The organism is Sandaracinus amylolyticus, from assembly GCF_000737325.1.
GTDB classification, from domain to species: Bacteria; Myxococcota_A; Polyangia; order Polyangiales; family Sandaracinaceae; genus Sandaracinus; species Sandaracinus amylolyticus.
The window spans coordinates 1-23,018 of record NZ_CP011125.1; the positions used below are offsets into that span (position 1 = coordinate 1).

Annotated in this window: 18 protein-coding genes, 4 tRNA genes and 1 pseudogene; 14 read left to right on the top strand and 9 right to left on the bottom strand. The window is 72.6% G+C overall.

Going from position 1 to position 23,018, the window contains the following annotated elements:
* Positions 1–148 precede the first annotated feature (148 nt).
* Together DB32_RS00005 and DB32_RS00010 are read right to left on the bottom strand one after the other, a co-directional pair.
* Positions 149–222 (bottom strand) — tRNA-Arg (locus DB32_RS00005).
* An 82-nt stretch (positions 223–304) separates the two neighbouring features.
* Positions 305–392 (bottom strand) — tRNA-Ser (locus DB32_RS00010).
* Between the two features lie 177 nt (positions 393–569).
* On the opposite strand from DB32_RS00010, the gene DB32_RS00020 reads away from it, so the two are divergent.
* From DB32_RS00020 to tadA, 4 genes are all read left to right on the top strand, one after another.
* Positions 570–1,064: an MYXO-CTERM sorting domain-containing protein gene (locus DB32_RS00020; RefSeq protein ID WP_157068529.1), complete on the top strand. Its 495-nt coding sequence runs from the start codon at positions 570–572 to the stop codon at positions 1,062–1,064.
* Between the two features lie 31 nt (positions 1,065–1,095).
* Positions 1,096–1,182: transfer RNA gene (locus DB32_RS00025), tRNA-Ser, on the top strand.
* A 209-nt stretch (positions 1,183–1,391) separates the two neighbouring features.
* A tRNA-Ser gene (locus DB32_RS00030) sits at positions 1,392–1,479 on the top strand.
* 104 nt (positions 1,480–1,583) lie between these two features.
* Positions 1,584–2,102, top strand: coding sequence for a tRNA adenosine(34) deaminase TadA (gene tadA / locus DB32_RS47800; protein ID WP_083458452.1), 519 nt, complete (start codon positions 1,584–1,586; stop codon positions 2,100–2,102).
* A 915-nt stretch (positions 2,103–3,017) separates the two neighbouring features.
* On the opposite strand, the pseudogene DB32_RS49330 reads toward tadA, so the two are convergent.
* Positions 3,018–4,007 (bottom strand): annotated as a pseudogene (locus DB32_RS49330) (serine/threonine-protein kinase); the annotation flags it as partial.
* On the opposite strand from DB32_RS49330, the gene DB32_RS47805 reads away from it, so the two are divergent.
* Entirely contained in the window at positions 3,945–4,856 is a 912-nt protein-coding gene (locus DB32_RS47805) for a hypothetical protein (RefSeq protein ID WP_053230354.1), read from the top strand. The pseudogene DB32_RS49330 and the gene DB32_RS47805 overlap by 63 nt on opposite strands.
* A gap of 17 nt (positions 4,857–4,873) precedes the next feature.
* Here the strand turns inward: DB32_RS47805 and DB32_RS00045 are convergent, their stop codons facing one another.
* Complete coding sequence (locus tag DB32_RS00045) at positions 4,874–6,307, bottom strand: ATP-binding protein (protein WP_053230355.1); 1,434 nt, start codon at positions 6,305–6,307, stop codon at positions 4,874–4,876.
* Between the two features lie 370 nt (positions 6,308–6,677).
* Between DB32_RS00045 and DB32_RS00050 the strand changes: the two genes are divergently transcribed.
* Both DB32_RS00050 and DB32_RS00055 read left to right on the top strand, forming a co-directional pair.
* The gene (locus DB32_RS00050) at positions 6,678–9,452 is read left to right on the top strand and encodes a serine/threonine-protein kinase (protein ID WP_053230356.1); all 2,775 of its coding nucleotides are present in this window, start codon (positions 6,678–6,680) and stop codon (positions 9,450–9,452) included.
* Positions 9,453–9,540: 88 nt separating this feature from the next.
* Complete coding sequence (locus DB32_RS00055; RefSeq protein ID WP_075097411.1) at positions 9,541–10,857, top strand: IS701 family transposase; 1,317 nt, start codon at positions 9,541–9,543, stop codon at positions 10,855–10,857.
* Positions 10,858–10,898: 41 nt separating this feature from the next.
* Here the strand turns inward: DB32_RS00055 and DB32_RS00060 are convergent, their stop codons facing one another.
* The 3 genes from DB32_RS00060 to xseA form a co-directional block, all read right to left on the bottom strand.
* Positions 10,899–11,501, bottom strand: coding sequence for a hypothetical protein (locus DB32_RS00060; protein ID WP_053230358.1), 603 nt, complete (start codon positions 11,499–11,501; stop codon positions 10,899–10,901).
* 175 nt (positions 11,502–11,676) lie between these two features.
* The gene (aroE, locus tag DB32_RS00065; protein WP_053230359.1) at positions 11,677–12,510 is read right to left on the bottom strand and encodes a shikimate dehydrogenase; all 834 of its coding nucleotides are present in this window, start codon (positions 12,508–12,510) and stop codon (positions 11,677–11,679) included.
* A complete protein-coding gene (xseA, locus tag DB32_RS00070) occupies positions 12,507–13,958 on the bottom strand; it encodes an exodeoxyribonuclease VII large subunit (protein ID WP_075097773.1) in 1,452 nt (483 codons plus the stop codon). The genes aroE and xseA overlap by 4 nt, the downstream gene beginning before the upstream one ends.
* A gap of 70 nt (positions 13,959–14,028) precedes the next feature.
* Here xseA and DB32_RS00075 point away from each other — a divergent pair, with 70 nt between their 5' ends.
* The 5 genes from DB32_RS00075 to DB32_RS00095 all read left to right on the top strand — a co-directional run bounded on the left by DB32_RS00075 (position 14,029) and on the right by DB32_RS00095 (position 18,385).
* Positions 14,029–14,829, top strand: coding sequence for a fibro-slime domain-containing protein (locus DB32_RS00075; protein ID WP_053230361.1), 801 nt, complete (start codon positions 14,029–14,031; stop codon positions 14,827–14,829).
* Positions 14,830–14,883: 54 nt separating this feature from the next.
* Complete coding sequence (locus tag DB32_RS00080) at positions 14,884–15,501, top strand: hypothetical protein (RefSeq protein WP_157068531.1); 618 nt, start codon at positions 14,884–14,886, stop codon at positions 15,499–15,501.
* Between the two features lie 142 nt (positions 15,502–15,643).
* On the top strand, positions 15,644–16,597 hold the full coding sequence (locus DB32_RS00085; RefSeq protein WP_157068532.1) for a hypothetical protein: 954 nt from the start codon (positions 15,644–15,646) through the stop codon (positions 16,595–16,597).
* Between the two features lie 262 nt (positions 16,598–16,859).
* On the top strand, positions 16,860–17,510 hold the full coding sequence (locus DB32_RS00090) for a DUF4142 domain-containing protein (RefSeq protein ID WP_157068533.1): 651 nt from the start codon (positions 16,860–16,862) through the stop codon (positions 17,508–17,510).
* 44 nt (positions 17,511–17,554) lie between these two features.
* A complete protein-coding gene (locus tag DB32_RS00095; RefSeq protein ID WP_157068534.1) occupies positions 17,555–18,385 on the top strand; it encodes an HAD hydrolase family protein in 831 nt (276 codons plus the stop codon).
* Here DB32_RS00095 and DB32_RS00100 read toward each other — a convergent pair whose 3' ends face one another.
* Positions 18,386–19,621, bottom strand: coding sequence for an FAD-dependent oxidoreductase (locus DB32_RS00100; RefSeq protein ID WP_053230366.1), 1,236 nt, complete (start codon positions 19,619–19,621; stop codon positions 18,386–18,388).
* Between the two features lie 124 nt (positions 19,622–19,745).
* Positions 19,746–20,186 carry an RNA recognition motif domain-containing protein gene (locus DB32_RS00105; RefSeq protein WP_053230367.1) on the bottom strand — a complete coding sequence of 147 codons (441 nt, stop codon included), beginning with the start codon at positions 20,184–20,186 and terminating at the stop codon, positions 19,746–19,748.
* Positions 20,187–20,323: 137 nt separating this feature from the next.
* Here DB32_RS00105 and folK point away from each other — a divergent pair, with 137 nt between their 5' ends.
* Positions 20,324–20,902: a 2-amino-4-hydroxy-6-hydroxymethyldihydropteridine diphosphokinase gene (folK, locus tag DB32_RS00110; protein WP_205627011.1), complete on the top strand. Its 579-nt coding sequence runs from the start codon at positions 20,324–20,326 to the stop codon at positions 20,900–20,902.
* 77 nt (positions 20,903–20,979) lie between these two features.
* On the top strand, positions 20,980–22,995 hold the full coding sequence (locus DB32_RS00115; RefSeq protein WP_053230368.1) for a TIGR02266 family protein: 2,016 nt from the start codon (positions 20,980–20,982) through the stop codon (positions 22,993–22,995).
* Positions 22,996–23,018 lie beyond the last annotated feature (23 nt).

Sequence of the window (23,018 nt, forward strand, 5' to 3'; positions counted from 1 at the left end):
CTTCGCTCGCGCCGCGCGCATCCGCGAGCATCGCGGTCGCTCATCCGCGAGGCATCGCTTCGCTCCGCGCTGCGTCGCTCGCGCGACGTGTGCAGCGTTTCGGAGCCAAAACAGTTCGGGGCTGAGCGATGACTCGCTCAGCCCCGAACGGAGCCAGGAGGATTCGAACCTCCGACCCCCGGTTCCGTAGACCGGTGCTCTATCCAGCTGAGCTATGGCTCCTGAAGGGGCGCGAACTCTAGCGAGATGGACAGGTTTGTCAAACTCGCTCTTCGATTTTCTTTTCGAGCTCGCGCTCTTCGGACGGAGAGGGCGGGATTCGAACCCGCGGTACCCTTTTGGAGTACTCTCGCTTAGCAAGCGAGTGCCTTAGGCCACTCGGCCACCTCTCCGGCGGCGGGTCTCCGCCGCTCCCGCGTTCGCGGGAATCGCGTTATTAGCCGCGCGGTGTGGTCGTGTCAAACGACGTGCGCGCTATGCTGCGCCGCGATGATTCGACTCTCGATCGCGGCACTGATCGCCTCCGCGTGCGCGCTGCTCGGGGGCCACGCGCGCATGCGTGCTCGTGCGTGGAGACGCCCTTCGAGCAGCTCGCCGCCGAAGCCGACGCGATCTTCGAAGGACGTGTGGCCTCGATCGAGCCCGCAGGAGAGATGCACGTGCGCGTGCGGCTCGACGTGGTGCAGACCTGGCGCGAGGCGAACGCGGAGCACGTCGAGGTCCGCACCGCGTCGCAGTCCGCGGCGTGTGGTGTCCACTTCGAGGTCGGGCGCTCGTACCTCGTGCTCGCCGAGCGAGCCGATGGCGAGTGGACCGCGTCCCTCTGTGGCGGCACCCGCGCGATGGAGGATGCCGACGACGAGCGTCTCTCACTCGGGTCCGGCGTGATCCCCGGTCGACATCGAGGACGAAGAGACCGCGTCCACGGAGCAGCATCCGCAGACGCTCCCGCCGCGCGGGGCGGGTGCGCGGGGTGCGCGATCACCTCGCCCGCAGGCTCGCCGATCGCCCCGGCAATCGCGCTCGTGATCGCGATGTGGATGCGACGACGACGAATTCGTTGACAGCATTCGACCTCGCGCTACAACCGCCGGCGGAGAGCTGGCCGAGTGGTCGAAGGCGCCTGATTCGAAATCAGGTGTGCCCGTGAGGGTACCGTGGGTTCGAATCCCACGCTCTCCGCTGTGACGCCGCGCTGCACGTGAGTCTGCGCGGGAGCGAGCTCCGGGCGCGGCCCTCTGTCGAGAGATGAGGGGCCGCGCTTTGCGTATCTGGCGCTCTATGGATCCGGCGCGCGATGTTTCTGCGCCGGACGCCGGAGCTGGCGCGCGGTCTCCACGTGTGGTCGCGCGACGGCCTCGAGAGCTCGAGGTTCTTTGCATGCGATCCCGGGAGAGGTGACCGAGTGGTCGAAGGTGCACGATTGGAAAATCGTGTGTACTGGAGACAGTACCGCGGGTTCGAATCCCGCCCTCTCCGTTCTTCCGTTCCGCGCCTGATCGTCTCCGCCGACTGCGCTATCCCCGCTGCGGATGACCGACTCCGGCGACGCGCTTCCGTGCTCCGACGTCGACGCCTCGTTCATGCGCGAGGCGATCGCCGAGGCGCGTCTCGCCGAGGCGAAGGGCGAGGTCCCGGTCGGCTGCGTGATCGTGCTCGAAGGCGCGATCGTCGGGCGCGGGCACAACCTGCGCGAGACGATGCAGGACCCGACCGCGCACGCCGAGATGATCGCGCTGCGCCAGGCGGCATCGACGATCGGGAGCTGGCGCCTCGAGCACGCGATCGCGTACGTGACGCTCGAGCCGTGCCCGATGTGCGCCGGCGCGCTCGTGAACGCGCGCGTCGCGCGCGTGGTCTACGGCGCCGACGATCCGAAGGCGGGCGCGACCACGACGCTCTACACGATCGGCAGCGATCCCCGGCTCAACCACCGGTTCGTGCTCGTGCCGCAGGTGCTCGGCGGCGAGTGCGGCGCGCTCCTCACCGACTTCTTCGGCCGCATCCGCGCTGCGCGTCGTGCCGCGCGCGCGGGCATCACGCCTGACGTCCCGCCGCCGCCCGCGAAGCCTCGCCGCGATCAGGAGCCCGAGGGCGGGTAGAGCACGCAGACCTTGTCGGCCTCGCACCCTTCGAGCGAGACCGATGTCGCGTGATCGCCGCTCTCGTCGAAGATCACGAGTCGCGTCCGGCGTGGGGAGATCACGCCGCGTCCGCACTCGCACCACGCCGGGCACCGGGCCGAGCTCGTCGCCCTCGGGCAGATGCGCGGTGCCCTGTCCGTCGTAGCGCACGTAGACCATCCAGTCGGGACGCTGCGAGGGCTCGAGGTCGACCGTGTGGACACGACCGACCGTGCGCGTGAGCTCGACCAATCGCTCCGCGCGGATCACCAGCGGCTGATGACGCGGCGCGAGCGCGACGAGCGGCTCGCCGGTCAGCTGCTCGGGGGTGAGCCGCAGCGGCGGGGCGCCGAGCTCGCGCGGTCCGAGGAAGAGACGCACACCGGCGGTGGGCGACTCGATGGTCACGCCTGCGCCGAGCGGCTGCAGCGGAGGCGCAGTGCTCGCGGGCTCGGGCGGCATCGACTGGCTCGCGTGGCGCACCACGAGCCACGCGACGCCGGCGATCGCGAGCAGCACGATCACCGCCGACGCGCCGACCATCGCGGACAACGCGAGCGCCGAGAGCGGCGCCTTCACGCGCGCATGCGACGCGGAGCTCCCGCCGACGATCGGCAGCGATCCGCTCGGGGCTGGCGCCGCGGGCGAGATCGGAGGCGCGACCTCGATGGGCATCGCCGCGGCATCGGCCTCGGCGCGCGCGACCGCGAGCGCGACCGGCGTCGGCGGCACGAAGCTCGCGCGCTCGTCGGCGGAGGGCTGCGCGGGCGGGCGCTCGGGCTCGGGGAGCTCCCAGCCCTGCTCCGGGAAGAGCCACTGGAGGAAGCGCGCGAGCTGCTGTCGTCCGTAGCCCGCTGCGCGCTCGTGCAAGAGCTCGCGGAGATCCTGCGCGAGCTGCTGCGCCGACGGAGTGCGCGCCGCGGGGTCGATCGCGAGGCACTGCATCACGATCTTCTCGAGCCGCGGCGGGACCTCGGGGTTGAACCGCGAGGGCGGCGGGAAGTCGCCGCTGCGCAGCAGGTTCGCCGCGACCTGCGGATCGTCGGGCGGGATCAGCGATCGGATCGTGAGCATCTCCCAGATCGTCACGCCCAGCGCGAACACGTCGGCGCGCGCGTCGACGTCGATCCCCTGCGCCTGCTCGGGCGCCATGTAGCTCATCTTGCCGATCGTCACGCCGCTCTGCGTCTTGAGCACGTTGTCGGCGGCCTTCACGAGCCCGAAGTCGCTGACCTTCACCGTGCCTTCGTTGCTGAGCAGCACGTTCTGCGGGCTCACGTCGCGATGCACGATGCCGAGCGGCGTGCCGTCGTCGCCCTTCTTGCGGTGCGCGTGATCGAGCCCGCTCGCGGCCTCCGCGCCGATGTACGCGACCGCGGCGATGTCGAGCATCTCGTTGCGCTCCGCGAGGCGCTGCATCACCGCGCCGAGGGTCACACCCTCGACGAACTCGAGGACGAGATACGGCTCGGGATCGATCCCGAAGTCGAGCACCTGCACGAGGTTCGGATGATCGAGCCGCGCGTTGGTGCGCGCCTCCGCGGCGAAGCGCTCGAGCAGCGACGGATCGCGCCGGTACTGCGGCAGCATCCGCTTGATCGCGACCTTCTTCTTGAAGCCGGCGTCGCCCGTCCGCTCGGCGCGGTACACGACGGCCATGCCGCCCTGCCCCAATCGCTCGACGAGGCGATAGGGTCCGAGCCATTCGGGCGCGCCCGGCGCGTTCACGGGGCGAACATACCTTCCGGTGGTCGGGAATTCATCGCTCTCGAGCGTCACCCGGCGCGCATTGTAGCGGGCCGCGCGCGTAGGCTGGCCTCGATGACGCGATCGCGTCCGACGCTGGACATCTCGCTCCCGACCGAGCCCTTCGCGGCACAGCACACCCCGCGGCGAGACGTGCGGACGCTGTGTCGCTGGCTCGAGGGCGCGCTGCCCGGCGGATCGGCGGGGATCGCGACGCTCCTCGAGCGTCTCCACGGACCGCTCGCCGAGCGTCGACACCTCGTCGCAGTCGCGCTCGTCGTGGCGCACCTCCGCGGTGAGCTGCGTGGCGCGCGATGGCTGCGCCTCACCGGGACCGAGAACGCCGATCCCCGCGACATCGATCGCGAGATGGACCTCGTCTGGGATGCGCTGGCCCGGGCGAAGCTGGTGCGCGGCGCGCTGCGCTATCACCCCGGCACGACGCAGCACGGCATGGCGCGTTTTCCTCCGCGGCTCGTGCCGCGCTGGGTGCGCACGAACCGCTGGTCGCTCTTGGGCCAGGACGACGACCTGCTCCTCTTCGAGCCCGACTACATGGAGCCGCTGCTGCGCGGTGCCGCCGAGCCGGGTGCGGCGCGGCGCGATCTCGCGCGCGGGATCGTCGCGCACGCGGCGCGTGATGCGGCGCATGCGGTCGTGGCCGCGCCGCGGTACGCGGGCGGCGAGACGCTCGCGACGTTCGCGCCGCGCTACGCGCGCTGGGCGAAGATCGCGCGCGAGACCGACGCGCTCGAGGTCGCCGCGTACCTCGAGCGGCTCGCGTCGTACGGCGCACCGCGCACGTTCGACGCGGAGCAGGCGCTCCAAGCGTTCCGCGATCTGTCGCGTTGTTGGCCAGCGGAGCCGAAGGTCGTGCGCATGCGCGAGGTGAAGGACGGCTTCACCGGGAGCGTGCCGGGCACGTCTCGTCGCCCGTCACGCGTGCACATCGATCGCGAGACCGGCGCGATCACGCGCGTGCGCTGATCCGCGTCCTCGACGCGTCAGCGCTCGGGGTCGCCGCGCCTGAGCGCCGTCGCGAGGGCGGGCCCGCCGTCCGCGAGGAGCTTCGCGAGCATGCCTGCGAGCAGCTGCAATCGATCGATGAAGCGATGGTCGTGCTCGACCGACGCGAGGTGCGCGAGCTCGTGGAGCACCACGCCGATCGTGCCGGGATCGAGCACGTCGTCGAAGCGCAGCGGGCCCTTCACGTTGAACGAGATCGCGCGCGCGTCGACGTCGGTCACCGCGTCCTCGAGCAAACCCGCGTCGCTCGGATCCCGCGCGAAGAAGCGCACCCGCACCACGCTCCCCGCGACGCGTCGCGCGAGCCAGCGCACCGCCTCCGCGAAGCGCCGCTGGGTCTCGTCGGGCTCGACCTCGTCGCCGCCGAACTCGCTCGATCGACGCCGCACGTAGTCGTCGCTCGTCTCGAGCACGCGCGCGAGCGCGAGCCACGCCCCGTGGGAGATCGTGCGCGCATCGACGATGTGCGCGCCGAGCTGCTTCGCGCGATCGTTCGCGCGCGAGGTGCCGCCGAGCACGCTGCCGCGCGGGAACACCTTGCTCACGTACGCGTCGAGCAAGCCCGACTTCACGGGCCACCGCGCGATCACGTCCTGCACCCAGTCGGCGCGCAGATCGCGGCGATCGAGGTAGCTGTGCACCATCGCCTCGAGCAGCGTCGCCTTGAGCGCGAGCACGAAGCGCTCGGGGGCCGCGTCGCGTCCTTCTCCGAGCGGCACGCGCTGCGCGACGTCGACGTGCCACGGCACGTTCCACGGCTGCACCGGGACGCCCATCTCGAACAGGCTCGGCCGCTCTCCGCGCCTCGGCGCGTAGATCGCGACCCGCGTGGGACGCATCGCGGCGCGCTCCACGCCATCGTCGATCACGACCGTCTCGAGCTCGCAGTCCGCGAGCGCGAGCACGCTGCGCGGCCTCCGCACCAGACGGCCCGCGACGCGCAGGCTCGTGCCGCGCGGCGGGATCGCGAGGCGCAGCAGATCGAGCGCCGCCTCGCGCTCGTCGTCGCCGATCGCGCGGAAGAGCTCGAGCCGCGTGCCGCTCTCTCGCGTGTTGGTCTCGGTGCGACGTCCCTCGCCGTCGAAGACGATCGTCGTGCCGATCGTCTCGACGTGCGCGCGCTCCGCCGCGGCGAGCAGCTCCTTGAGGCCGCGCCCCATGCGCCCGCGACGGGTCGGGTCCCGCGGTTTGTCGGAGAGGAACAGCGTGTAGACGAGGCGCTCGTCGGCGATCCCCGCGCGCGCGTCGTCCTCGATCACCACGCGGTCGGGCTCGATCTCGATCGCGACGTTCGCGGCGTCCGCGTCGAACGCGTTCTGCACCGCCTCGAGCAAGAGACGCCCCAGCGGGCGCGCCGCGCTCAGCCGCGCCCATCCCTCCTCGGCGATCTCGAACCACGCACTGCGCGCCATGAGGCCCCTCGGATGCTGGCGTGCGTGGGCTCGCTTGGGAAGAGCACCCCCCGCTTGACGTGTGCGTCGAACGCGCCGATGCTCCGCGACCATCTCGTGACCCGCGGGTGCGTTGCGCAAGCGCGACGCGGCCGGGCGACGAGGTGCTCAAGCCCGGGGCTCGCGGCCCCAATCCGGTGGGACGTCGCGCACGACGTCGCACCAATCTTTCGTGATCACCAATGGACCTCGTTGATCGTGGGGTCCGAAGCCGGCACCATCAGTCAGCTGGAGGTTCTCGCGCATGGGGAACGTAGGCCCCAACGGGGGTGGCAGTGGGGGTAGCAGCCTACAGCGACCCAGTGCCCCAGGCGGTCGCTCCGGCGATCGCGTGATTCCCTTCGGCAAGTACCTCTTGCTCGATCGGATCGCCGTCGGCGGCATGGCCGAGGTCTACACGGCGAAGTCGTTCGGCATCGAGGGCTTCGAGAAGATCATCGCGATCAAGCGGATTCTCCCGACGATGGCGGAGGATGAGGACTTCATCCAGATGTTCATCGACGAGGCGAAGATCGCGGGGCACCTGACGCACGCGAACATCGTCCCGATCTACGAGCTCGGGAAGATCGGCGAGTCGCACTACATCGCGATGGAGTACGTCTGGGGCAAGGATCTGCTCCAGATCATGAACCGCTTCCGCCGCATGCGGAGGCACATGCCGCCGGTGATGGCGGCGTGGATCGCGAGCAAGATGTGCGAAGGCCTCGACTTCGCGCATCGCAAGAGGGACCGCCACGGGCGGCCGCTCAACATCATCCATCGCGACGTGTCGCCGCAGAACTGCCTGGTCTCGTACGAGGGCCAGGTGAAGATGATCGACTTCGGCATCGCGAAGGCGGCCGCGCGCAACACGAAGACGCAGGCCGGCGTGCTGAAGGGCAAGTTCGGCTACATGAGCCCGGAGCAGGTGAAGGGCTCGGGGGTCGACCACCGCAGCGACGTGTTCGCGGTCGGCACGTGCCTTCACGAGATGCTCACGGGCGAGCGCCTCTTCGTGGGCGAGAGCGACTTCTCGACGCTCGAGAAGGTGCGCAACGCGGACGTGATCCCGCCGTCTCAGACGGTGCCGGACATGCCCGCGGAGCTCGAGCAGATCCTGCTGAAGGCGCTCGCGCGCGAGCCCGAGGAGCGCTGGCAGAGCGCGGGCGAGATGCACGAGGCGCTGCAGATGTTCGTGGCGCGCGAGAAGCCGCCGTTCGGCACGAGCAAGCTCGCGGCGTGGATGCGCACGGCGTTCGCGCCCGAGATGACGAAGGAGAAGGGGCGCCTCGACGGGTTCGCGAAGATCGCGAAGCCCGCGAGCGTGCCGCCGCCGCCGCCGAACCGCGCGAGCGCGCCGGGCGCGGCGAAGGATGCGATGGCGAGCACGTCGCCGGACAACCCGGCGGTGCGTCGTCCGCCTGCGCCGCCGCCGCCTGCGCGGCCGCTGCCGCCGCCGGTCGCGGTGGGCGCGCCCGTCGTGCCGCCGCCGATGAACGACGTCGACGAGGACGACGATCCGGGCGAGCTGCAGTCGGAGTCGACGATGATCTCGTCGTCGCCGTTCGACGAGATGACCGACGGCGGCGGCGAGGAGCTGCAGGGCGCGCCGACGCAGATCTTCTTCAGCGCCGACGAGCTCGAGGAGGCGCCGAAGCCGGCGCCGCAGATGGGCGCGCCGGCGGGCGTCGTGGTGTCGCCCTCGGTCCACGTGCACCAGCCGGCAGGGATGCCGATGCCCGCGCCGGCGATGCCGGCGCCGATGCAGCGCGCGCCGAGCCTGCCTCCGGAGGAGCGGCCGACGACCGCGCCTCTGATGGACTACGGCGCGCCGCCGATGGCGCAGGGCGGTCAGCCGGCCACGGTGGTGCACGCGTCGCCGTACGGCGCGCCGCCGCCGATGGCGATGGGCGCGCCGCCGATGCCGATGGGGCAGCCGATGCCGACGGGGCATCCTATGCCGATGGGGCAGCCCATGCCGATGGGGCAGCCGATGCCGATGGCGCAGGCGCAGCCGATGCCGATGCCGCAGACCGGGCCGACGCCTGGCTTCGCGGCGCCGCCGGCGTTCGGCGCACCCCCGCCGGCGTTCGCGCAGCCGGGGGCGGAGGCGCTCGACCCGGGGATGCGCCCGCGCTCGGCCGCGCAGGAGACGCTCGAGCTGCGATCCCCGGTGATCGCACCGAAGCGGAGCCGCGTCGCCTTGTTCGTGGGGCTCGGGGCGTTCGTGTTCGTGGCGCTCGCGGCGTCGCTCGCGGCGTTCCTGGTGTTCGGCACCGGGCCCGCGGGAGGGACCATCGAGATCCGGACGAACCCGGCGGACGCCGGCGCGACGGTGCTCGTCGATGGCACGCCGCGCGGTCGCGCGCCGCTGCGGCTCGATCACGTCCCGTCGGGCGACCACCTGATCGAGGTGCGCGCCGACGGGTTCCAGCCGGCGACGCAGACGGTGCCGGTGAGCGACGGGACGACGGCGATGCTGCTCATCCCGCTGATGCCGGGTGGCGCGCCGGCGATCGCGGCCGTGGCGCCGCCGCCGGTCGCGCCCGCGGTGGTGCCGCCGCCGGTCGCCGCGCCGACGCCTCCGCCCGTCGCGCCGACGCCCCCGCCGACCGAGGTCGCGGTCGCGCCGACGCCTCCTCCGCCGGCCGCACCGACGCCTCCGCCGCCCGCGGTCGTGGCGCCGCCGCCCACGCCGGTCGCGACTGCACCGACGACCACGCCGCGTGAGGCCGCGACGACGACCACGCCGCGTCAGGCGACGACGTCGTCGAGCAGCGGACGGACCGAAACGGCGAGCTCGAGCGCGCGACCGGTCGCGACCGCGTCGTCGATCACGCCGCGCTCGCGCTCGGGCGAGGAGACGTCGCGCTCGTCGAGCTCGAGCTCGTCCTCGAGCGAGCGCCGCAGCTCGTCGCGCGAGCGCGGGTACCTGATGATCCAGACCCTGCCCTGGGCGCGCGTGTTCATCGACGGGCGCGACACCGGGCAGAACACGCCGGTGCGACGCATGGAGGTGCCGGCGGGATCGCACCGAATCGGGCTGCGCACGAACGACGGGCGCATGCACGAGGTGACGGTCGAGGTGCCCGCGGGCGAGACGGTGCGCATCGTGCGCCAGCTCTGACTCGCCTTTCGCGCTTTTAATCGTCGGCGAGATCGAGTAGCCACGTGGCCCGAGTTCTTGGTTGTTGCAGCAACCGAGGGAGGGCCACGTGGCCGAAAGCAGGCTTCGCACACTTGCCGAGGTTCTGGAAGTCGTCCGTCCAGCGTTCACGCGTCCGACGTTCGAGCGCTTCGTTGCGCTCATGCGCGGGTGGCTGCTCACCCAGCAAGCGGGCGCGGTGACCAGCGCTCTGCTCGGCGCCGGTCTCGCGGGCAGGGCGCATCACGCTGCGTTCCATCGCTTGTTCGCGGAAGCCGCTTGGGACGTCGACGAGGTCGGCACCGAGCTGCTGAAGTGGATCGTGCGGACGTGCGCGACGCGCAGATCGCTGCAGCTCGCGATCGACGACACCGTCGTTCGGAAGAAGGGCCCGATGGTGTTCGGCCTCGGCACGTATCTCGACCCGGTGCGGTCGAGTCGACGCGTGCGGAACTTCGTGTTCGGTCACCTCTGGGTCGTGCTCGTCGCGATCGTGGAAGTTCCGTTCTCGAAGCGGCGCTGGGCCGTCCCGATCTTCTTCCGGCTCTACCGCCAGGAGCGCGACTGCACGCGCACCAACGATCCCTACGCGAAGCGCACTTCTCTCGCGCGCGAGCTGATAGATCTCGCTGCGCGCGTCGCGCCAGAACTCACCATGCACGTCTCTGCGGATGCCGCGTACTGCTGCGAGACCGTGCTTCGCGGTCTGCCGAAGAACGTCGTGGTGTACGGCACGTTGCGAGACAACGCAGTGTTGACCGCCGCCCCGATTGCGCGTCGCGGTTGCACCGGTCGTCCGCGCGTTCGCGGAGAGCGGATGCCGACGCCTGCGCAGCTCGCGGCTGATCCGTCGCGGTGGCGGTCCACACGCGCGGCGCTCTACGGACGCACTCGAGCGCTCGCGTTCAAGCAGATGGATGCGCAGTGGTACCAGGGCCGTGGTCCCGAGCTGATGCGCGTGGTCGTCGTGCGCCTGAGCGCCGGTAAGCTCAAGCACCGCGTCTACTTCTGCACCGATCCGACTCGGACTCCCGCCGACATCGTCGAGCGGTACACCGCTCGATGGCAGATCGAGGTCTGCTTCCGCGACCTGAAGCAGCACCTCGGATTCGGCGCGTCGCCGGCATGGTCGCGGCGAGCAGTCGAGCGTGTGACGCCCTTCGCTGGCTTCGTCTACTCGATCGTCGTGATGTGGGCACGACTGTCGCTGCGACGGCCCGAACGCGCTCCACAGATCCGACGACCGTGGTACCGCGACAAGGTCGGCTTGAGCTTCGCCGACCTGCTTCACATCGCGCGGACGGACCTTTTGGATCCAGCCGCGCGCACGCAGCTCGCGAGAAACTCGCCGGTGAGCGACCGGTCGCGCTCGTTTGCAGCTGCATGAAGCGCGAAAGGCGAGTCTGATTATGAGATGCGCGCGCGCGCTCAGCGCGTGTGACCGATCCCGACGGCGCGCACGACGAGCCGACCGTCGGCGTCGAGCGGCTCGAGCGCTCGCGTGTCGCTGCGGAACGCGTCGCGATGCGTGTCGCGACCGGGGCAGAGCGCGAGGCACACGCCGAGATCGATCTCGACCCAGAGGCGCTGCTCGGCGTCGAGCGGCGCAGGCTCGTCGAGCGCGAGCGAGAGCGTGCCCGGCGCGTCCGCGTGCACGTCGCGATCGAGGACCACGAGCGCGCTCGCGTCGAGCGTCTCGCCCTCGCTCACGAGGACGCGCACTCGATGGGCGCGGGACGCGTCGCATCCGTCGCGCTCCGCGAGCTCGTACTCGACGTGGGTCACCTCGAACGGCACGTGCACCGGGTACAGCGCGACGACGGCCGTGGTCGACGTCGTGCCCACGGGCGCGCTCACGATCGACGGGTGCTCGCAGCCCGCGCGGCCGATCGTCGCGTGCGTCGGCGTGGTGCCTCCGTCGGGGTCGAGCGGCATCGACGCGTCGCCCGCTGCGTGCACGCGCGTGTCGCACGCCGCGAGCACGATCGTGGACGCGATGAGACCGAAGCAGCGGAGCCGATCGGAGCGCATGGGCGCGGTCGCGCTCTGCAGGCGGTGGGCCAGCACGAAACCGGCGATTTCGCCGATGTACGCGCTCGGTCGTGCACAGCGTGGCGCACTCGTGCAGTGCACGCCGTGACGTCGGCTCACGCTCGCGACGGAGGCGCGTGCGCCGAGCCCATGGGCTGCCCACTGGGCCTGTGCATCAGCGCGCGGCGAGCGCGCGCTCGAGCGCGGCGCGCATGATCGCGACGGGCGCCGTGCGGCCGGTCCATCGCTCGAGCGCGAGCGCGCCCTGGTGCACGAGCATGCCGAGCCCGTCGACGGTGCGGAGCCCGTGGGCCTCGGCGGCCGCGAGGACCGCGGTCACGCGCGGTCGGTACACGAGATCGATCACCGCTGCGCCGCGCGGCATCGTCGCGAACGGCAGCGCGCCCGCGAGCTCGCGTCCCGCGTCGGTGTGCAGCGTCGCGCTCGAGGCCTGCACGAGCAGGTCGCAGTCGACGAGCAGGCGCGGTGCATCGAGCGCGCACGCGTCGATCGCGCCTCCGAGGTCGCGCGCGATCGACTCGGCCTGCGCGGGACGTCGCGCCGCGATGGTGATCGAGCGCGCGCCGGCCTGCGCGATGCCGTACGCCGCTGCGCGCGCCGCGCCGCCCGCGCCGACGATCACCACGCGCGCGCCCGCGAGCGCGACGCCGGCCTCCTCGAGCGAGCGCACGAGCCCGCGCGCGTCGGTGTTCGTGCCGATGACGCGCGCGCCCTCGCGCACGACCGTGTTCACCGCGCCGACCGCGCGCGCCGCGTCGTCGATCGCGTCGAGGTGCGCGACGATCGTCTCCTTGTGCGGCAGCGTGACGTTGAAGCCGAGCGCTCCGATCGCGCGCAGCCCGCGCACCGCGTCTCCGAGCGCGTCGGGCGCGACGTCGAACGCGAGGTACGCCGCGTCGATCCCGAGCGCCTCGATGGCGGCGCCGTGCATCGCCGGGGAGAGCGAGTGATGGATGGGATGCCCGATCACCGCGAGCAGCTGCTTCACGCGTCCTCCTCGTCGCGAACGCGCTCGACGACGGTCTCGATCGTTCCTTCGTGCACGCGGATCGACACACGGTCGCCGGGCGCGGCATCGCGCGCGCGCACCAGCGCGGCACCGCTCGGCTGGTGCAGCGCGATCGCGTAGCCACGCGCGAGGATCCCGAGCGGCGAGAGCGCGTCGAGCGTGCCGACGAGCCGCGCGAGGCGCTCGCGCGGCGTGCGCACCATCGCGGGGCCGAGCGCGCGCACGCGGCGATCGTGATCGACGATCGTGCGGCGCGCGTCGTCGAGCCGCGCGCGCATCGCGCGCACCAAGCGCGCTTCGAGCGCGACCAGCCGATCCCGATCGCGCGAGAGCCGCGCCCGCGGCTCGTGCACCGCGAGCCGCGCCCGCAGCCGATCGAGCGCGCGGTGCGCATCGCCGAGCCGGCGCGCGATCGATCGCTCGAGCGACGCGTGCAGCGCCGCGAGCGACTGCCGCGGGGCCGCGATGCGACGCCGCGGATCGTGGATGCGCCGCAAGAGCCGCTCGATGCGGAGCCGCTCGCGCTGCACGCGTTGATCGAGCGCGCGGGCGAGCGCGCGCTCGAGCCCTTCGAGTTCGGCGCGCAGCTGCACCGCGTCGGGCACCACGATCTCCGCGGCGTTCGAGGGCGTCGCGGCGCGCACGTCGGCGACGAGATCGACGATCGTCACGTCGACCTCGTGGCCCACGCCGCTCACGGTGGGCACGCGACACGACGCGACTGCGCGCGCCACGCGCTCGTCGTCGTACGCCGAGAGATCCTCCGACGCGCCCCCGCCGCGCGCGACGATGACCACGTCGAGGTCCGGCACGTGCTGGATGCCGCGGATCGCGCGCACGATCGAGAGCGGCGCGTCGGGCCCCTGCACCTGACAGTGCGCGAGCACGAGCCGCACGCCCATGCGCGCGCTCGCGACGCGCACGACGTCGTGGATCGCGGCGCCGTCGCGGCTCGTGACGATGCCGACCACGCGCGGCACGCGCGGCAGCTTTCGTTTGCGCGTGGGATCGAAGAGCCCTTCGCTCGCGAGCTTCTGCTTGAGGCGCGCGACCTCGGCCGCGCGATCGCCTTCGCCCGCGGGCAGCGCGACACGTGCGACGAGCTGGAACGTGCCGCGCGCCTCGTAGATCGTGAGCCCGCAGCGCAGCCGCACGCGCGCGCCGTTCTCGAGGCGCGCCCGCGCGCGGCTCGCGTCGTTGCGGTACATGACGCCACGCACCTGCGCCGGCATCTCCGCGTCGCAGAGCGTGAAGTACACGTGACCGCTCGCGGGGCGCGAGACGTCGGCGAGCTCTCCTTCGACCCACACGTCGCGGAACTGGTCCTCCATCACGAACCGCGCGACGCGGTTGAGCTCCGCGACACGAAGCACGCGCGGCGCGTGCTCCGCCGATCGAGTCCACCCGGGGATGGGATCCTGCGCCATCGCTCGCGCGTTCGTACCACGCCGTCGCGACCGTGACCCGATCGACGTCGGGCGCGCCTCTCTCCTCGCGATGGCGAGGATCTCGCGGACGGTGATCGCGGCGCTGGCGCTCTGCATCGGGTGCTCCGAGCCCACCACGGACGACGACGACGCAGGGGCGATCACGCAGGGCCCCGACGCGCGCACCACGATGCCGCGCGATGGCGGCGGTGGGGCGCGCTGCGATCGCCTGGTCGCGACGGTGCGCGACTTCCGCGAGGACCACGTCGACTTCGAGAACCACGCCTATCAGGTCGGCGACTCGCGCGTCGCGCGCACCGGGCTCGTCGCCGATCGCCTCGACGACGAAGGCAAGCCGGTGCACGCCGCGCCCGGCGCGACGGTGATGACCGCGGGGCCCGATGCGTTCCGCGAGTGGTATCGCGACGTCGACGGGACCAACCAGCGCTTCACGGTCGAGCTGCCGCTGAGCGCGACCGGCGACGGGCGATGGGTGTTCGACAGCAACGCGTTCTTCCCGGTCGACGGACGCGGGTTCGGCGACGGCACCTACTACGAGGGCGGCGTCGCGGTGACCCACAACTTCCACTTCACGACCGAGCTGCACACGCGCTTCCGCTATCGCGGCGGCGAGCGGCTCACGTTCCGCGGCGACGACGATCTCTGGATCTTCGTCGAGGGCCAGCTGGTGCTCGATCTCGGTGGGCTGCACGAGCCGGTCGAGGGCACGATCGACTTCGACGCGATCGCGCCGCGACTCGGGCTCGTGCCGGGCGGCGAGTACCGCTTCGAGCTCTTCCACGCCGAGCGTCACTCGACCGGATCGAACTTCCGCATCGAGACGTCGATCGAGTGCTTCACGCTGATCTGACGCGGCTCGACCCCTCGTCGCGTCGCGCGGCCGCTTCGTGCGATGCTCGATCGCGTGTCCGACGACGCGTTCGAGCGCGAGCATCTCGGCGGCGCGCAGGCCCTCCATCGCGAGCGCATCGCGTCGCGGCCCACGTTCGCCACGCTCGCCGGGATCTCGGGGACGCTCGGCGTGTTCGCGACGATCGGCATCGCGGCGGGCGTGTCGGGTGACTGGCAGGGGCTCGTCGCCGGCGGCGCGATGGGCGCGCTCGCGGGGTTCCTCGGGCTGATGAGCATCACGCACTCGGTGCTGCGCGTGATCGTCACCGCGCGCGAGGTCGTGCTGCACGTCGGCTTCCAGGAGCGCCGCATCGCGCTCGCGTCGATCACGCGCGCGGTCCCCGCGACGTACGACGACGAGCATCGTGCCCGCATGCTGCGCGAGGGCAGCGGCGACTTCGCGACGATCACGCCGGAGCGCAAGCTGGTGCGCATCGAGTACACCGACGCGAGCGGCGCGGCGAAGGCCGCGTACGTGGGATCGCTGCAGCCCGAGGTGCTGGTCGAGGCGATCGATCGCGCGCGCGGCGCGACGAAGGGACCGCGGGTGCGCGTCGCGGCGGATGCGCCGGCGCACGAGCTCGAAGAGGACGCGTCGCCCGCGTCGCGATCGCGCGAGCAGCGTCGCTGAGCGCGCGCCGAGGACGCGAGGCCCCACCTCGCACGCCCGGAGCGGAGCACGCGCCGCGCGGCGCGGTGCGCGCGGGAGTGCCCACGAATGCCGGGAATTCGCGCGGCACGCGGCGTGCGGAGCGGCCCCTGCCGTGGGCACGATGCGAACGTTCGTCGGTGCCGCTGCGGTCGTGACCGCGGCGATCCTGGTCGTCGTCGCGATCGACGCGATCCCATCGCCGGCGGTCGCGCAGCGTCGACCGCGCGTCGAGCGTGCGCGTGGGCGCCGGAGACCGTCGCGCCAACGCGCGTCGATCGACGCGCGCGCGCAGGCACGCCGCACGATCCACGCGCCGCCTCCCGATCCGCTGCCGCCCGCGCCGCGTGTCGACGAGACGCCCGACGACGCGATCGTCGCGCGCGCCGAGGAGACGCCCGCCGACGTCGAGCACGACGAGGACGATCACGACGAGGAAGAAGATCGCGGCGTCTTCGCGATCTCGGCGGCGACGCACGTGCCGATCTCGATCGGCGCGTCGATCTACGTGCGCCCGCCGCGCTTCCCGATCTTCGCTCGCGCCTACGTCGGCTGGATGCCCGAGCCCTACGTCACGCTCGTCGACGGCGTGCTCGTCGACGCGCGCGCCTACGACGCGGCGTTCTCGCCGCACGTGCGCGCGATCGCGACGGGCACGACGATGGCGTCGTTCTCGCTCGGCGTCGCGCACCAGGTGCTCGACCTCGCCGCGGGCTACACGCTGCTGCACCGCATGCCGCAGATCTCGCGCGATCTCGTGGCGCGCGTGATGGGCCAGGACGGCGTCGCCGCGCCGGGCCTCGAGCGGCGGCTGCCCGAGTCGTTCCCCGCCGAGGTGATGATCCACATGGTCCACGTCGAGCTCGGCGCGCGCATGGTCGCGTTCGAGCACCTCGTGGTGCGCGTCGGGGTGCGCTGGGATCACGCGATCGCGGCGAACGCGGACGTCTCGATCGACGCCGGTGGCGAGGTCGAGCTGGAGCGCGCGATCGACGAGGCCGAGCACGAGGTCGGTGAGCGCCTCGCGACCTTCACGTTCTTCCCGAGCCTGGTGATCGCGCTCGGCTATCAGTTCTGAGCTGCGCCCCGGCTCCCGCGTCGGTGTGCTCGCCGATCGGGCTCACCGGACCGGGCGCGCTCGCCACGACCTGGAGCGCACGAACGAGGGTGCGCGTCGCGAGTGCCTCGCCCATCGCGTCTCTGCTCCGTGTACCACCGGCGACGAGGCGCCTCGCCTCGTCGTGCGCCTGGGACACCCGCGCACGGCGTGCGTCGCGTCGAGGCGTGCTCGCGCATCCAGCGCGCGTTGGCGCGCAGCGCCAGGGAGCTACTTCGCCATCGTGACGCCGAGCTCGACGACGATCGGGATGGCGACGCTGGTGGTGCTCACGGTCGCGGTGTGTGGCTGCAGCGACGCACCGCGCATCGACGAGCCCGACGCCGACGGCGCGCTCCCCGAGGGCCCATCTCCGATCGACGCTGGCGCAGCGGGCGACGCAGGCACGCTCGACGGTGGCGCGCCGATCCCGCTGCCTCCGACCGCAGAGGCCGAGGCCGCGGCAGTGCTCGCGGCGATCGACGCGACCGAGATCGTCCTCGCGCGGCTCGCCCTCGAGCGCGCGGTGACCCCCGGGGCGCGCGCCTACGCGCGCGAGGCGATCGACGACCACCGCGCCGCGGAGGCGAGCCTCGCGACGCTGGTGCGCAGCCAAGGCATCGTGCCGTTCGATCCGCCGGTCGCGCATGCGCTGCGCGCCACCGCGCGCGCCGTCGAGTTCGAGCTGTGGATGCACGGTGGCGTCGAGTTCGACGTCGTGTACCTCGAGTCGCAGGTGGTGTTGCACGGTGACGCGCTCGTCGTGATCGACGAGCAGCTGCTGCCCGCCGTGCACGATCCTCGGTTCCGGGAGCACCTGACGACGGTGCGCGCTCGTGTCGCGGCGCATCTGGACCACGCTCGACGGAGCCGCGACGAGATCGCCTCGATGTGAGCCCGGGTCCGAGCCGGGCCCACCTCGTGCAGCAGCGAGGGCCCGTGGAGTCCTCGCTACTGGTGGTGGATCTCGACACCGTGTTCGACGATCGCGTCTGTGATCGCGATCGGATGGCGCTCGAGCGCCTTCGTTCCACGGGCTGCGAGATCGGGTTCACGTCGTCGGGCCGGGCGGCCGCGGCTCGGGCGCGCATGCGCGCGCTCGGGCTCGAAGGCTGGATCATCGGCTGTGACGGCGCGCAGCTCGCGCGTGCGCGGGACGGGCATCTGCTCTGTCGCCACTCGCTGCCTGCGTCCATCGCGGCGCGCGCTCAGGAGATCCTGAGCGCGATGCAGCTCGACGTGTTCGCGGTCACCGCGGACGGCGCGCACGGACCTCCGGGCGCGCACGAGCTCGCACAGACCGCGCTCGGCCTCGCGTCCGAGGGCTACACCTCGGCACCGGCGCTGCGCGCGGAGATCTGCGCGCTCGTGGCAGCCGGTGACACCGCGCGTGTGCACGCGGGCGCGAACGCGCTCGCGGACCTCGCACCGACGCGGATCTCACGCGCGACGTACTCGCTGCCGTCGGGCGGCTCGGCGCTGCGCGTGTCGTCGCGTCGTGGCTCGCGCGCACGGGCGATCGGCGATCTCGCCGCACGTCTCGGCACGCGTCGCACGCGCGCCGCATACGTGACCGGCGTGCGCGGGCCGTACGTCGACGCGAGCGCGATCCTCGAGCTCCCGCGCGTGTTCTGCCTGCCCGACGTGCCCGTCGAGCGGCTCGGCGCGCGCTGCGAGCGCTTGGTGACGCGCGCCGGCGAAGGCGCGCTCGCCGAGGCGATCGATCGCTGGCGTCGCACCGCCGCCGAGCTCGTGCACGCGAGTGCGTGATCAACGCGGCAGGCGCGGCACCACTGCGTCGACGGGGAGCGCGGCCCGCACGAGGCCGCGCTCGATGCCCGCCATGCTGCGCACCATGCGGCGCTTCACGTACGGGATCGCGAGCCCGATCGGCATCAGCGCGTCGCGCAGCCATCCGAGCGCGGCCGCGTCGCTCTGGAAGAACGGCGTGAGCCAGCGCGTCGCGAGCTGATAAAAACCGAGGTGCGGACGCCGCGCGCGCGAGTACGCGCGGAGACCGCTCTCGAGCGTCGGGTGCGCCTCGATCGCGTCGGCGAGCGACATCGCGTCCCAGAGCGCGAGGTTCGCGCCCTGTCCGAGCTGCGGGCTCATCGCGTGCGCCGCATCGCCGATCCACACCATCCGCGCGCCGTGCCAGCGCGGCATCACGACGTCGCGGTACGCCGCGAAGAGCACGCGCTCGTGCGCGTCGATCGCGTCGAGCACGCGCGCCGCGCGCGGCTCGAGCCGCACGATCTCGTCCTTCCACGGCGCGAGCCCGGACTCGCGCCACCGCTCGACCGCGTCCGCGCGAAGGCTCCAGTAGAGGCTCACGACGTTCTCGGCGCGCTCGCCCGGCCCGCGCCCCGTGGGCAAGAAGCCGAGCATGCGCCGGGCGCCGCGCACGACCTGGTAGAGCTCGCCGCGATAGACCCGCTCGGGATCGGGCAGCACGCACCACAGCGCGCCCCACGCGTAGTGCGAGACGCGCCGCTCGACGTCGCTCGACGCGATGCGCGACCCCGCGCCGTCCGCGACCACGATCAGATCGAACGGCCCGTGTCGCTCGCCGCGCGTGTCGACGAGCACGCGTCGATCGTGCTCGAGCTCGCACCCCGTGATCTCGACGCCGAGCTCGACGCGCACGTTCTCCTGGGCCCGTGCCGCGTCGAACAGCGCCTCGAAGAGCACGCCCCGGTGCAGCCCGATCCCGAAGAGCCGCGCGTCGACGTCGGCGTACGCGATGTCGACCACCACGCGCTTGCGATCGGTCTCGCAGCGCAGCCGATCGATGCGCGCGCCGCGCTCGAGGATCGACCCCAGCAGTCCGAGGCGCGCCAGCACGGACTGCCCCGTGGGCTGCAGCACGATCCCCGCGCCGACCGCGCTCGGCGCCGGCACGCGCTCGAAGAGCGTCACGCGATGCCCGGCGCGCGCGAGCAGCAGCGCCGCCGCGCTCCCCGCGGTGCCCGCGCCGACGATCCCGATGTCGAGCGCGTCCCTCACGGCGCGCGATGTACCACGCGCGATCGGGCTCGCGGCCCCCGATCGAACGACTCCGGCAAAAAGAAAACGCGGGCCGATCTCTCGATCGACCCGCGCCTCTTCTCGCGTTCAGGCTCTCTGCAGCTCAGCGCCCGCGGCCGCCGCCGCGACCACCACCGCCGAAGCCGCCGCCGCCACGGCCACCGCCGCCGCCGCCGCCGCCCCAGCCGCCGCCACCGCCGCCGCCCCCACGGCCGCCACCGCCGCCGCCGAAGCCGCCGCGGCCACCGCCGCCGCCACCACCGCCGAAGCCGCCACCGCCGCCGCCACCGGCGCGGGGCGCGCGCTCCTGCGCCTCGTCGACGCGCAGCGAGCGGCCGTCGAGGTTCATGCCGTTGAGCTGCTCGATCGCCGCGCGCGCGCCCTCGGGCGTGCCCATCGTGACGAACGCGAAGCCGCGCGAGTTGCCCGTGATGCGGTCGAGCACGAGGTGGACGTCGGTCACCTCCCCGACCTGCGCGAACGCGTCGCGCAGCGAGTCCTCGGTGGTGTGGAACGCGAGATTGCCCACGTAGAGACGAGACATGTCGATCGATCCTCGGACGGAGCCCAGAGTCACAGTGGAAGTGCTACCCGACCCGTGGGCTCGAACAGGGCGGCGCGTCTCGGACCGCAGAGGCGCGGTCCCTTCGTATCCACGCTCAGCCCGTTGCCCGGATCGACGTGAACGCCGAACACATAGGACGATGCCACGAACGCCGCAATCGCCGTGGTGCTATCGGTGAGCACATGTGGGTCGTCGGCATCGGTCTGGGCGCGAACCTCGGAGCCCGGGAAAAGACGCTGCAGAGCGCGGTCGACGCCCTCGCGCGCACCCCTTCGATCACCGTCCGCGCCGCCTCGCCGATCTACGAGACCGAGCCCCTCGGGCCTCCGCAGCCGACCTACCTGAACGCCGCGGTGCGTGTCGAGACCACGCTCGAGCCCGACGCGCTGCTCGACGTCCTGCTCGCGATCGAGAGCGCGCACGGACGGATCCGGCGCGAGCGATGGGGCGCGCGCACCCTCGATCTCGACGTGCTCGTCGTCTGCGATCCCGAGTCGTTCGATCCGCGCACGATCACGACTCCGCGGCTCACGGTGCCGCACCCGCACCTGCTGGAGCGCACGTTCGCGCTCGCGCCCTTGCTCGACGTCCTCCCCGAGCTCGCGCCGCGCTGGGGCACGACGCTACGTGCGCTCGGCGGTCCTCCCGTGCGCGCGCAAGGATCCCAAAGCATTGTGGTTCCGGAGCGTCATTAGGTACCATCCGGGCGGCTTCCGCCGCTCGTGTGGAAGCTCTGCACGCTCTCGCCACCCGCTTCCGGAGGACGCCCCAGATGGCCGACACGCGCAAGGACAAGCGCGCCGACGTGTCGCTGAAGGTCCGCTACAAGAGCGCGACCATCGACGAGTTCATCGAGCAGTACGCGAAGGACATCAGCCGAGGCGGCGTCTTCATCAAGAGCAAGAGCCCGATGCCGGTCGGGACGCTGCTCAAGTTCGAGATCCAGCTCAAGGACGAGAGCCCGCTGATCCACGGCGTCGGCCGCGTGGTGTGGAAGCGCGAGGCGAGCGACTCGAGCGACTCGCCGAGCGGCATGGGCATCAAGTTCATCCGCATGGATCCCGAGTGCCGCGTGATGGTCGACAAGATCGTCGTGCAGCGCGGCGAGGCGCCCGGGCAGTTCGAGGCGGGCGCGGAGGCGAGCGCGGTCGGTGGCGCGGCGCACGTGGGCGCCGACGAGAAGAAGACGAGCGCGCTGCCGGCCGCCAAGTCGTCGAGCGCGCCGTTCTTCCCGACCGCGGGCCCGACCGAGGCGGAGCTGCCGCGCCCCGAGGACCGCACGCAGGTGCGCCACGCGAGCGAATTCCTCGCGTCGGCGCTCGCGGAGGCGGGCGGGGACAGCGAAGCGGCGCGCGAGGCGGAGCGCAAGGCCGAGGAGGCGCGCAAGCGCACCGAGGAGATCGAGCGCGAGCGCGCCGCGCAGCGCGCGAAGGAAGCAGAGCGCGAGCGGCTCGAGGCCGAGGCCCGCGACAAGGCGGAGGCCGAGCGCGCCGCGAAGGAGAAGGCGGAGCGCGAGAAGGCCGAGGCCGCGGAGAAGGCGGCGAAGGACAAGGCCGAGCGCGAGAAGGCCGAGAAGGCGGCGAAGGAGAAGGAGGCCGCGGCGGCGAAGGCGAAGGCCGAGCTCGGCACCGCGAAGACCGAGATCGCGCCGTCGACCAAGAAGTCGGATCCCGCGCCCGCGAAGAAGAGCCCGGCGTCGGGCGAGGTGAAGCCGGCCGCGAAGAAGCCGGAGAGCGCGCGCCCGGTCGCGGCTGCCGCGATCTCGACGGATCGCCCGCCGCCGGTGGAGGAGCCGAAGTCGTACGTGCTGCCCGCGATCGTCGGCGTGGTCGCCGTCGTCGCGCTCGGCGCGTTCTTCATGACCCAGGGTGGATCGAGCGAGACGCCCGAGACGACGCCGCCCCCCGAGACCGCGGCCGCGCCGACGCCGCCGCCCGAGGAGCCGAGCGCCCCCGAGCCGGTCGTCGCAGCAGAAGAAGAAGGCGCGCCCGCCGAGGTCACTGCCCTCGAGGAAGCAGCGCAGGGCGAGCTCCTGGCCGCGGAGGCCGCGCCCGAGCCGAGCGCGGAAGAGCCCGCGGCGCCGGCCGTCGCGCCGGCGCGCTTCCGGGTCGAGACCACGCCCCCGGGCGCGACCGTGCGCGTCGACGGCGCGGAGCGCGGTGTCTCGCCGGTCGAGGTCGAGGCGCCGGTGGGCACCGCGGTCACGATCACCGCGGCGCTCGCGGGTTATCGAGAGGGCACGCAGCAGGTCACGCCGACCGCGTCGCAGCGCCCCGTGCGCCTGACGCTCGCGGCGATGCCCTACGTGATCGAGGTGACGACCACGCCGCCGGGTGCGCGGGTCCGCGCGGGCGCGCGCACCGCGACGACGGGCGGGGGCGCGCCGAGCCGTATGACGGTCGGGCGCGCGACGGCGCCGATCGCGGTGACCGCGTCGCGCAGCGGCTACGAGGACGCGACGACGACGATCGCGCCGACCGCGTTCGCCGAGCGCGACGGCGAGATGGTCGCGACGGTCTCGCTCACGCTCACCGAGCGGCCGCAGGCCGCGACGCCGCCGCCGACCGCGACGCCGCGCACCCCGCGCGCGCCGCGCGAAGCTGCTGCGGCCGACCCCGGCGGTGAGAGCGCCGGTGGCGGTGAAGCGGCCGCCGGCGGTGGTGAGTCGAGCGGCGGTGGTGCCGAGCCCGCGGCCGAGCCCGCGCGTCCCGAGCCCGCCCCCGAGCCGGCGCCCGCGCCGGCGGCGGAGGAGCCCGGGGAAGCACCGCCCGAGAACCCGTTCGGCTGATCGATCGTGCTAGGCCTCGCGCG

Excerpts from the sequence above, each read along its gene's own strand:
- DB32_RS00105 (WP_053230367.1), bottom strand. The coding sequence starts at position 20,186 with ATGTCTCGTCTCTACGTGGGCAATCTCGCGTTCCACACCACCGAGGAC.
- DB32_RS00045 (WP_053230355.1), bottom strand. The coding sequence starts at position 6,307 with ATGGCGCGCAGTGCGTGGTTCGAGATCGCCGAGGAGGGATGGGCGCGG.
- DB32_RS00075 (WP_053230361.1), top strand. The coding sequence starts at position 14,029 with ATGGCGAGGATCTCGCGGACGGTGATCGCGGCGCTGGCGCTCTGCATC.
- tadA (WP_083458452.1), top strand. The coding sequence starts at position 1,584 with ATGCGCGAGGCGATCGCCGAGGCGCGTCTCGCCGAGGCGAAGGGCGAG.
- DB32_RS47805 (WP_053230354.1), top strand. The coding sequence starts at position 3,945 with ATGACGCGATCGCGTCCGACGCTGGACATCTCGCTCCCGACCGAGCCC.
- DB32_RS00060 (WP_053230358.1), bottom strand. The coding sequence starts at position 11,501 with ATGCGCTCCGATCGGCTCCGCTGCTTCGGTCTCATCGCGTCCACGATC.
- DB32_RS00115 (WP_053230368.1), top strand. The coding sequence starts at position 20,980 with ATGGCCGACACGCGCAAGGACAAGCGCGCCGACGTGTCGCTGAAGGTC.
- xseA (WP_075097773.1), bottom strand. The coding sequence starts at position 13,958 with ATGGCGCAGGATCCCATCCCCGGGTGGACTCGATCGGCGGAGCACGCG.
- DB32_RS00085 (WP_157068532.1), top strand. The coding sequence starts at position 15,644 with ATGCGAACGTTCGTCGGTGCCGCTGCGGTCGTGACCGCGGCGATCCTG.